Source organism: Pseudomonas sp. WC1 (assembly GCF_050586565.1).
In the GTDB taxonomy this organism is placed as follows: Bacteria; Pseudomonadota; Gammaproteobacteria; order Pseudomonadales; family Pseudomonadaceae; genus Aquipseudomonas.
On the sequence record NZ_JBOBDQ010000046.1, the window covers coordinates 40,264 to 48,382 of the forward strand.

Below are 8,119 nucleotides of genomic sequence, written 5' to 3' on the forward strand. Positions count from 1 at the left end.
ATTCAATACTATTGTTTGTCGATCAACAAACAATAGGATTGCATCATGCGAACACTCAAAGGCCCCAGTCTGCACCTCGCGCAGTTCAGCAGCGACACGGCGCCGTTCGACAGCCTGGGCAGCATTGCCGACTGGGCGGGGCAGTTGGGCTTCAAGGGGCTGCAGATCCCGGCCTGGGACGCCCGGCTGTTCGACCTGGAACTGGCCGCGCAGAGCACCGGCTACTGCGATGAGGTCAAGGGGCGGCTGGCCGAGCACGGCTTGCAGGTCAGCGAGCTGACCACCCACATGATCGGCCAATTGGTCGCGGTCCATCCGGCCTACGACTTGATGTGCGACGCCTTCGCCCCGGCCGCGCTGGCCGGGCGGCCGGCAGAACGCACCGCCTGGGCGACCGAGCAGATGACACTGGCGGCTCGGGCCAGCCGCAACCTGGGCCTGGAGGACATGGGGACCTTTTCCGGCTCGCTGGCCTGGCCCTACCTGTTCCCGTTCCCGCAGCGTCCCCAGGGCTTGGTCGAAGCTGCCTTCGAAGAGCTGGCGCGGCGCTGGCGGCCGATACTCGACTGCTGTGACGAACAGGGTGTCAACCTGTGCTTCGAGATCCACCCGGCCGAGGACCTGCATGACGGCACCAGCTTCGAACGTTTCCATGCCCTGGTGGGTGAGCACGTGCGTTGCCGCATTCTCTTCGACCCCAGCCATTTCGTGCTGCAGCAACTCGACTACCTGGCCTATCTGGACCTCTATCACCCACTGATCCGCATGTTTCACGTCAAGGACGCCGAGTTCAACCCGAGCGGTCGGCAGGGCGTGTATGGCGGCTACAGCGATTGGACCGAACGTGCCGGGCGCTTCCGATCGCTGGGTGACGGGCAAGTGGACTTCAAGGCCATCTTCTCGCGGCTGGCGCAGTACGACTTCGCGGGGTGGGCAACCCTGGAATGGGAATGCTGCCTGAAGCATCAGGAGGACGGCGCCCGTGAAGGCGTCGAGTTCATCAACCGCCACATCATCCGGGTCACGGACCAGGTGTTCGACGATTTCGCCGGCGCACCGATCGACGCCCATCAGATCCAGCGCATGCTGGGCATCGACACGGGGGCTCGGGTATGAACCTGGCCATCGAGTCTTTGGCTGACGCCTTCGAGCATGTCTATGTGCAGGTGCAGGGACAGCGCATCCACTGTGTCGTGGCCGGCGCGGGCGAACCGGTGCTGCTGGTGCCGGGCTGGCCACAGACCTGGTACGCCTGGCGCCATGTGCTGCCGATCCTGGCCGCGCGCGGGTTCCGTGCCATCGCCATCGACCCGCCGGGCCTGGGGGACTCGGACCGCCCCGAGCAGGGCTACGACACCGGCAGCGTCGCCGCTGTGCTGCATGCTGCGATGACCCAGCTGGGGCATGAGCGCTATCACCTGGTCGGTCACGATGTGGGGATGTGGGTGGCCTATGCCCTGGCCAGTGATCGGCCACAGGCGGTGCGCTCGCTGACGGTGGCCGAGGCGGTGATCCCGGGGCTTGCCGAGGCGCCGTCGATCTTCGTGGCGCCGCAGGACAACATCTTCCTTTGGCACTTCCTGTTCAACCAGGTACGCGATCTGCCGGAGTTCCTGATCGCCGGACGTGAGGAGGGCTACCTCAACTTCATGTTCGACCGATGGGCGATCCATCGGCATGCGGTGGCGGCGGATGTCTATATCCGTGCCTACGCCTCGCCGGGCGGGATGCGGGCGGGCTTCGCCTATTACCGGGCGATCCCCGAGACCATCAGGCAGAACCGCGAGCGTGCCAGGCGTCCGCTGCCCATGCCGGTGCTGGCGATCGGTGCCGAGCACGCCACGGGCGATGCGCCGCTGCGTACGCTGCAGGGGCATGCCGACTCGGTGCGCGGGGTGATCCTGCCGGGTTGCGGGCACTTCGTCATGGAGGAAGCGCCGGTGTCGTTCAACGAGCACCTGCTGGCGTTCCTGGAAGAGGTCGAGGTCAACCGCTGATCGCGGTCGTGGCCCTGGCGGCGTCGGTCACGGCTTGCTGGTGATCGGCGCGCAACACGGCCAGTTTGCGGCGCTCGTACTCTTCCTGGCTCAGACCCTGGCGTTGCAATGCCTCGAGTTGCAGCTGACGGGCTTCCTCGGCGCTGTAGGGGCGTAGCTCAGGATGGCTGGCGCAACCGCCCAGCACGGCGATGGCCAGGGTGGCGAGGAGGAGGCGGGCGGTGGTGTTCATCGGGATGATACCGTGGGCTGTCGGATCGATGAACCCAGGTTATTGGCCACGGTGGCACGATGGAAATCGCTGTGCTCGATAGTGACTATCGACGTCTGCGCGCCTGCCGTTCAAGGAATGCTCATGGCCCTCAGCGCGGCATGTAGCCCAGTTGCCAGGCACGCGGGATGAACACCGTCACCAGCGCCTGCAAGCCCAGCCGTTGCTGCAGCCAGGCCCCGAGCGCGGCACCCAGCAGCATGCCGCTCCAGGGCACCAGTTGTACCCGCCAGCCATGGCGCCGCTCACCCAGCAACCAACGCCCCAGGCCACGGCCGAAGCGCGACAGCGCGCCGGTTACGTAGGTCAGGCCGATCGGCAGGCCGTTCACCTGTTCGACCACGGCGTTGAGCATGCCCATGGCCAAGGTGGCCGCGATCAACGCGGGCAATGTGGTGGGCGCAGGCCACGCTGCGGCAAACGCCAGCAGGCTGGCGGTAATCAGCAGCAAGGGTGCGGCGCGGCGGCGCAAGCGGCGGGCCAGCAATACACCCAGGGTGTTGCCCAGCACGAAACTGAGGATCGCCAGGGCCAGGCGCAGCATCAGCGCCAGGTCCGCCTGGCTGATGGCCACCGCCAGGCGCGTGGTGTTGCCGCTCATGAATGATACGAAGTCGCCCAACGCCAGCAGGCCGATGGCGTCGGTCATGCCGGCCAGCACCGACAATCCGGCCACCAGCCCCAGGCCGACCCGGCCGCGCAGGGCCTGCAAGCGGACCCGACGGGCACTGTGCTGGGAGGTGGCGGTGGGTAGCATGGGGCGAGTCTCCGGGGCGCAGGGGGCTTTGATCTTATACCCCGGCCAGCACCTTGCGCATGGGGATGCAGGACAGTTCGAGGCCGAATGGTGACTGGTAGATCGACAGCGCATCGCCGATGTAGCCGCAGCGGCGATAGAACGCCGCTGCGTTCAAGGTCGAGTCCAGGTGGACATCTTCCAGACCTTCGGCCCTGGCGATGCCTTCGAGGTGTTCGACCATCGCCCGGGCGATGCCACGGCCCATGAATGCCGGCAGTACGAACAGGGCACCCAGTTCACCGCTGTGCCGGTCGAGCATGCCAGTGGCGACGATCGTGTCGTCGATGCAGGCAAGGTGGAAATGCTCGGCGACCAGGGCCGCGTAGCCTTCTGTGAACGGTACGTCGGCCCAGGCCTGGGCCAGGGTGGCATCGTAGGCTTCGGTGCACTGCCACAGGATCGCCTGGCGGCGGATGGCGTACGTGTCCAGCGCGTCGTGACGGCTGGCGCGGCGTATGGCGAGCATGGGTTCCCTCCCGGTTGGGCCTGGATGATAACAAGGCGCCGGGGAAAACGGACGCAGGCCTCGCCAGCGCCTTCAAGCGCCTGCTCGACTGATTGGTCAGAACGATCCCGTTTGCACCTCGCCGCTGCGCACGTAGTGGGCGAGCAATACGCCCTTGGGCGTGCTGCTCGACTCCACCAGTGTGAAGGCCGCGGCCTGGGCATCGTCACCGAACAGGCGCTTGCCACGCCCAAGCAGCAAGGGGTGGATCAGCAACCGCAGTTCATCCACCAGGCCGGCCGCCAGCAGTTGGCGTACCAGTTCGCCGCTGCCTTGGGTCAGCAGCGTCGGGCCGTCCTGTAGCTTGAGGGCGCGCACCGCCCCCGTCACATCAGCGCCCAACGGGTGACTGTTTTGCCAGTCGATGGATTCGGGATGGTGCGTGGCGACATGCTTGGCCACGCCATTGAACAGGTCGGCCAAGGGCCGGTCCGGCGCCTCGGGCCCGACCTTTGGCCAGAACCCGGCGAAGATATCGTAGGTGCGTCGCCCCAGCAGCAGTTCGAACGGTTGGCTGAACAAGGTCTGCATGGCTTGGCCGAAGGCCTCGTCGGCCAGGGGCGGGATCCAGCCACCAAAGGTGAAGCCGCCGCTGGTGTCTTCCTCCGGCCCGCCGGGGGCCTGCATGACGCCGTCGAGGGTGACGAAGGCGGCGACGATGAGCTTGCGCATGGGGTGAACCTCCTCGGGTGTGTGCTGGATAGTCGAACGGGGTTGGCGAGAATCGACAGCAGTGCTGAACGATAGTCAGGTTCGACGGATGGGGGCACGGGAGGAGAGAAAGCAGGTGCGGGATACGCGGTCATCCGTAGGAGCGGCTTCAGCCGCGATGCAGGCACCGCGGAATCTGGCACCCGCTCTGCGGGTGATCGCGGCTGAAGCCGCTCCTACAGATGGTCCGATTACAGCCAGTAGGTCACCGCCCACCAGCCCAGGCCGCCCATCACCACGGTATAGGGCAGCGCCATCCACACCATGCGCCCATACGACAGGCGAATCAGCGGTGCGATTGCCGAGGTCAGCAGGAACAGGAACGCCGCCTGGCCATTGGGCGTGGCCACGCTGGGCAGGTTGGTGCCGGTGTTGATCGCCACCGCCAGGGTCTCGAAGTGCTCGCGGCTCATCGCGCCATTGACGAACGCCTGCTTGACCTCGGTGATGTAGATGGTGGCGACGAACACGTTGTCGCTGATTGCCGAGAGCAGGCCGTTGGCCAGGTACAGCATGCCCGGCTGCTGCTCGCTGGGCAGCGCCAGCACCCAGGCGATCAGCGGGCTGAACAGTTGCTGCTGGTGGATCACCGCGACCACGGCGAAGAACACCACCAGCAGCGAGGTGAACGGCATGGCATCCTGGAACGCACGGCCCAGGCGATGCTCGTCGGTGATGCCGGTGAAGGCGGTGATCAACACGATGACCAGCAGGCCGATCAGGCCCACCTCCGCGATGTGCAGGCCAAGGCAGACGATCAGGATCAGCGCGGCCAGGCCCTGTACCACCAGCGCCACCCGTTGCGCCTGGGTGCGGGCGGCATCGTCCTCGGCGGCGTAGCTGGCCAGCACCTGGCGCACGCGTTCGGGCATCAGCGTGCCGTAGCCGAACAGCCGCAGCTTCTCCAGCAGCACGCAGGTCACCAGGCCCGCCGCCAGCACCGGCATCGACACCGGCGCGACCTTGAGGAAGAAGTCGGCGAAATGCCAGCCCATTTCATGGCCGATCAGCAGGTTCTGCGGTTCGCCCACCAAGGTGCACACGCCACCCAGCGCCGTGCCCACCGCGCCATGCATCAGCAGGCTGCGCAGGAAGGCGCGGAACTGCTCGAGGTCTTCGCGGTGCAACTGCTCGACCTGATGGTCGCTGTCCAGCGCCGATTCCTCACGAGGATTGGCACCCGAGGCGACCCGGTGGTAGACGGCATAGAAGCCTACAGCGGCGCTGATGATCACCGCGGTCACGGTCAGGGCATCGAGGAACGCCGAGAGGAACGCCGACAACACGCAGAACAGCAGGCTCAGCACGGCCTTGGAGCGCACGCCGAGCAGGATCCGCGAAAACAGGTACAGCAGCAGTTCCTTCATGAAATGGATGCCGGCGACCATGAACATCAGCAGCAGGATCACCGGGAAGTTGTGCTGCAACTCCTCGTACAGGGCTTCGGGCGTGGTCAAGCGCAGCAGCAGCGCCTCGACCAGCAGCAGGCCACCGGGCATCAACGGGTAGCATTTGAGTGCCATGCCCAGGGTGAAGATGAACTGGATCACCAGCACCCAGCCGGTGACCACCGGACCGAGGGTTGCCAGTAGCAAGGGATTGAGCAGCAGGAACAGGCAGATGACGGCCTTGTACCAACGCGGCGACTGGCCCAGGAAGCTGTGGGCGAGGGCGCCGGTCAGGGAGCGGGACATGAATTTGTATCCTTTTGATTCAGCAGTGGCGCACGGTGCCGGATCGTGCGTCAGGGTGCAAGTTGTCCAGTCCGGCTTTTGGCACATGCACCGCCTTGCGGGTGCGCTAAGATCCGCCGTTGTGAATCCTTTCCCCACAGGAGTGCCGTCCGTGACCGAATACACCGCGTTCAAGGTCGAACTGACCGACCACATCGCCCACGTGCAGATCAACCGCCCGGAAAAGATCAACGCGATGAACGCCGCCTTCTGGGAGGAGCTGGTCCAGATCTTCCAGTGGATCGACGACACCGACGCGGTGCGGGTGGTGGTACTCAGCGGCGCCGGCAAGCATTTCTCCTCCGGTATCGACTTGATGATGCTGGCCGCGCTGGCCCAGCAACTGGGCAAGGACGTCGGCCGCAACGCTCGGATGATGCGTCGCACCATCCTGCGCCTGCAGGGCTCGTTCAACGCCGTGGACAACTGCCGCAAGCCGGTGCTGGCGGCGATCCAGGGCTACTGCATCGGTGGCGCCATCGACCTGGTCTCGGCTTGCGACATGCGCTACTGCGCCGGTGATGCGCAGTTCTCGATCAAGGAGATCGACATGGGCATGGCCGCCGATGTCGGCACCCTGCAACGTTTGCCGCGGATCATCGGTGACGGCATCATGCGTGAGCTGGCCTACACCGGCCGTATGGTCGACGCCCAGGAAGCGTTGCGCATCGGCCTGGTCAACCGCGTCTATGATGACCAGGCGGCGCTGCTCGACGGGGTCTTTGCCATCGCCCGCGAGATCGCCGCAAAATCACCGATCGCCGTGGCCGGCACCAAGGAGATGATCAGCTACATGCGCGACCATCGCATCGACGATGGCCTGGAGTACATCGCCACCTGGAACGCCGCCATGCTGCAGTCCGAAGACCTGCGCGTGGCCATGGCCGCCCACATGAGCAAACAGCAACCGACGTTCGCCGACTGACTGACAGTGGCGGGCGCCATCTAGGGACCCGAAACCATGTCAGCACGCTGGACAACCGCAGTACTCGACCCGCAGATTTCCGGCGGACTGGCCGTCGCCCGCAGCCCGGACGGGTTCCTGATGGACGCCAACGGCGCGTTGTTCCCTCGCGACTGGCTCAAGCGCCAGGACCTGGACGTGTTGTGCGAGCATGGCATCGGACACCTGGACGGCGAGCCGGTGTTCCTGCTGGAGCTACGCAGCGCCAGCGAAGTGCCGGGGTGTGGCTGGCAGGGGCTGCGCCGCTTCATGCTCGAAGGCGATTTCGATACGTACAAGGTACTTGGTTATGCCGCGCAGATCGGCACCTGGGCCCGCGAGCACCGTTTTTGCGGCAGCTGTGGCCAGCCGATGGCGCAGATCCGCTGGGAGCGGGCGATGTATTGCCAGCCGTGCGACCTGCGCAGCTATCCGCGGATTTCACCGAGCATGATCGTGCTGATCACTCGGGGGGACGAGGTGCTGCTGGCCCGTTCGCCGCGTTTCGTCAGTGGGGTCTACAGTACCCTGGCGGGCTTCGCCGAGCCGGGGGAGTCGGCCGAGGATTGCCTGGTGCGCGAGGTGCGTGAGGAGGTGGCGGTGGAGGTGAAGAACATCCAGTACGTCGGCAGCCAGTGCTGGCCGTTTCCGCATTCGATGATGCTCGGGTTTCATGCTGAGTACGCTGGGGGGGAGATTGTCATGCAGGCGGATGAGATCGAGGATGCGCGGTGGTTCGATGTGCATGCGTTGCCGCCTTTGCCGGCGGGGCGGTCGATTGCTCGGTATCTGATTGATTTGTATGTGGCGCGGCGGTTGGGGATGCCAGAACCGGTTTTGCCTGCCTGATTGCTGATTGCTGATTGCTGATTGCTGATTGCTGATTGCTGGTTTTAGTTGGGTGGCTAGTTTTGAAAGTTGTATGCGCATTCATTTGCGATGGCGACGCTTATTCACCTTTCCGCCCTTACGGCGGCCTACTTTGGTCTTGGCCAAAGTAGGCAAAGCCGCTCGCTCCATTCATACGGCCCCTGCGCTTCGCTCCGGGGTTCCCTCACTCCGGCCTTGCTCCCGGGAGGACCGCGCTGAACGCCCCATCCTGGGGCGCAGCGCTTGACGGGCATCCATGCCCGTCACCTCCCTCCGCAAGACCTCCGTTC

At 65.2% G+C, this 8,119-nt stretch carries 9 protein-coding genes; 4 read left to right on the forward strand and 5 right to left on the reverse strand.

Translation table 11 applies throughout. The features are described 5' to 3' along the window. Positions 1-45 precede the first annotated feature (45 nt). Both ACQ4OD_RS19420 and ACQ4OD_RS19425 read left to right on the forward strand, forming a co-directional pair. The gene (locus ACQ4OD_RS19420) at positions 46-1,116 is read left to right on the forward strand and encodes a sugar phosphate isomerase/epimerase family protein (RefSeq protein ID WP_139671920.1); all 1,071 of its coding nucleotides are present in this window, start codon (positions 46-48) and stop codon (positions 1,114-1,116) included. Then, the gene (locus ACQ4OD_RS19425; RefSeq protein WP_430944772.1) at positions 1,113-1,997 is read left to right on the forward strand and encodes an alpha/beta fold hydrolase; all 885 of its coding nucleotides are present in this window, start codon (positions 1,113-1,115) and stop codon (positions 1,995-1,997) included. The genes ACQ4OD_RS19420 and ACQ4OD_RS19425 overlap by 4 nt, the downstream gene beginning before the upstream one ends. Here ACQ4OD_RS19425 and ACQ4OD_RS19430 read toward each other — a convergent pair. The 5 genes from ACQ4OD_RS19430 to nhaB form a co-directional block, all read right to left on the reverse strand. Beyond that, positions 1,987-2,229 (reverse strand): hypothetical protein, encoded by a 243-nt coding sequence (locus tag ACQ4OD_RS19430; protein ID WP_102683296.1) that lies wholly within the window; start codon positions 2,227-2,229, stop codon positions 1,987-1,989. The genes ACQ4OD_RS19425 and ACQ4OD_RS19430 overlap by 11 nt on opposite strands. A gap of 130 nt (positions 2,230-2,359) precedes the next feature. After that, the gene (locus ACQ4OD_RS19435; protein ID WP_430944773.1) at positions 2,360-3,025 is read right to left on the reverse strand and encodes a YoaK family protein; all 666 of its coding nucleotides are present in this window, start codon (positions 3,023-3,025) and stop codon (positions 2,360-2,362) included. A gap of 34 nt (positions 3,026-3,059) precedes the next feature. Beyond that, entirely contained in the window at positions 3,060-3,533 is a 474-nt protein-coding gene (locus ACQ4OD_RS19440; protein ID WP_139671911.1) for a GNAT family N-acetyltransferase, read from the reverse strand. A gap of 96 nt (positions 3,534-3,629) precedes the next feature. Further along, positions 3,630-4,244 (reverse strand): dihydrofolate reductase family protein, encoded by a 615-nt coding sequence (locus ACQ4OD_RS19445; protein WP_430944774.1) that lies wholly within the window; start codon positions 4,242-4,244, stop codon positions 3,630-3,632. A 230-nt stretch (positions 4,245-4,474) separates the two neighbouring features. Next, positions 4,475-5,977, reverse strand: coding sequence for a sodium/proton antiporter NhaB (gene nhaB, locus ACQ4OD_RS19450; protein WP_139671902.1), 1,503 nt, complete (start codon positions 5,975-5,977; stop codon positions 4,475-4,477). A 151-nt stretch (positions 5,978-6,128) separates the two neighbouring features. On the opposite strand from nhaB, the gene ACQ4OD_RS19455 reads away from it, so the two are divergent. Beyond that, a complete protein-coding gene (locus ACQ4OD_RS19455) occupies positions 6,129-6,941 on the forward strand; it encodes a crotonase/enoyl-CoA hydratase family protein (protein WP_102683290.1) in 813 nt (270 codons plus the stop codon). A 36-nt stretch (positions 6,942-6,977) separates the two neighbouring features. Beyond that, entirely contained in the window at positions 6,978-7,808 is an 831-nt protein-coding gene (nudC, locus tag ACQ4OD_RS19460; RefSeq protein WP_110698440.1) for an NAD(+) diphosphatase, read from the forward strand. The last annotated feature ends 311 nt before the right edge of the window (positions 7,809-8,119 follow it).